The organism is Bifidobacterium margollesii (genome assembly GCF_002860355.1).
GTDB lineage: Bacteria > Actinomycetota > Actinomycetes > Actinomycetales > Bifidobacteriaceae > Galliscardovia > Galliscardovia margollesii.
This window is the reverse complement of sequence record NZ_NMWU01000074.1, coordinates 1-1,896: the sequence shown is the minus strand read 5'-3', so window position 1 is coordinate 1,896 and position 1,896 is coordinate 1. Positions and strand designations below refer to the sequence as shown.

Below are 1,896 nucleotides of genomic sequence, written 5' to 3'. Positions count from 1 at the left end.
GGTGTCCTTCCCATCCTTGTCCGCCGTATCGCCCGCGGCGTCGTCCGNNCCGCCGCCGGTGCTTCCGGNGTCGNNGNCGGNGGGCGGCGTGACCGTCACCGTGCCGTCGTCACCGTCGCCGTTGGTTTGGCTGCCTGTCGTGTCCTGCTGGATCGTCACGCCCGCGTCGGCCGGTGACGTGTCCGCCGCGTTGGCGGTCACGCATCCCGACACGAGCGTCGCCCCGGCCACGGCCAGGGCGACGAGACCTCGTATCCGTCCCATGCTCCCGTTCCTTTCCCTTGGGTTGGGAGGGCGACGCCGTTCGCCGCCCATACGCGGCTCATCGTCACACGTTTTCCGGGAATGTTGTCCGCCCACCCGTACACGCCCGGAAACGGCGGAATCACAGGCGACACGCCGAAACCCGGAAACACGCGCCAGACGGGACGGAACGGGCATGGGAAGGCCCTCCCGACCGGAGGACGGACGGGAGGGCCCATGGGGATCACGCCGCGCGGGGGAGGGTCACATGGTCTTCCAGGCGACGCCCTCGCCACGCCACCCGGCCCTGATGACGCTCAGGTACTCGCCGTAGCTGGTGGTGTACACATGCTCGCCGCCACCATTGCCACGACCGTGCTTCGGCTTGTGGTAGCGCGTGGGGTTGTACAGCCGGTACACGTTCGCGCCCGTGGGCGAGGTGTACCAGGCGATGCCCTCGTCCCTCCAGCCGAGGCGCACGAGCATGTCGTGCTCGGCCTTGTTGAGCGTCCAGTTGTGGTTGCCGGAACGGCGGTTGTACTCGCGGTACACGGGACGGGCGCCCGGCGTGTCCCTGCCCACGGTGACGAAGCTGGAGCCTCCCCGGTTCTCGTCCCTCCAGCCCAGACGCACGAGCATGTCGTTCTCCGCCTTGCTGGTGGTGTAGTGGTGCAGACCCGAGTTGCGGTTGTACACGCGATAGACCGGCACCCGCCTCACGGTCGGCTTCGAGGGCTTGGAGGGCTGCTGGTTCCTCGACCACCGGGCGGTGAGCTTGAGGTCGCCGGTGACGGGTCTGGAGAAGTCGTACTTCGCGGAACCCTGATACCAGCCCGTGAACGTATAGCCGCTGCGGGTCGGCGCTTTCGGCTGAACGGCCCTCGAACCATTCGCGACCCTCTGCGATGCCACCGCGCTGCCGCCAGCGGAATCGAAGCTGACGGTGCGGTACACGGTCTGCGGCGGAATGGCGGTCCACCGGGCCGTGAGCTTCAGATCCGAGGTGACCGGGGTGTTGAAATCCCACTTCGCATTGCCGTTGTACCAGCCCGTGAACGAGTAGCCGCTGCGGGTCGGCGCCTTCGGCTGAACGGCCCTCGAACCGTCAACGACCTTCTGCGAGGTTACTGCCGTGCCGCCCGCACTGTCGAACGATACGGTACGGTACACCGTGTTTGCCGTCCAATGCGCGACAAGCTTCAGGTTCCCAGTCACGGGGGTGTTGAAGTCGTACCTGGTGTTGCCGTTGAACCAGCCCGCGAACGAGTAGCCGGAGCGGGTAGGATCGGCGGGCTGAGACGCCTTGGCGTTCTTTTTTACCGTTTGTGTGGGCACCGTGGTGCCGCCGGCCGGGTCGAACGACACCGTATACGTGGTGCTCGCATCCAGCAGGGCCATGTACTGGTCGAACTTCTCCAACAGGTTCTCAGGAAGGGTCATGTTCTGATTGGAAATATACTCTCCATCTTCGGGAAGGATATCGTTCGGGAAGCCCCAACCCGGCATGTAGGGATCATTGACCGAGCCGCTGGTCTTTGAATAGTAATTCTGGGCATATACAGTATTACTAATAGCAATGGTTGCGTACACGTACTCGTTATATCGCTGGTGGATTTGGCTCCAGTTGCCGTTGACATAGGTGGTGTAATGACC

General features: G+C 64.3%; 1 protein-coding gene. It reads right to left on the bottom strand.

Features of this window, described 5'->3' with window-relative positions; genetic code table 11:
* Positions 1–507: 507 nt before the first annotated feature.
* The coding region (locus Uis1B_RS11715; RefSeq protein WP_165782887.1) for an InlB B-repeat-containing protein at positions 508–1,896 on the bottom strand (1,389 nt) is incomplete at its 5' end.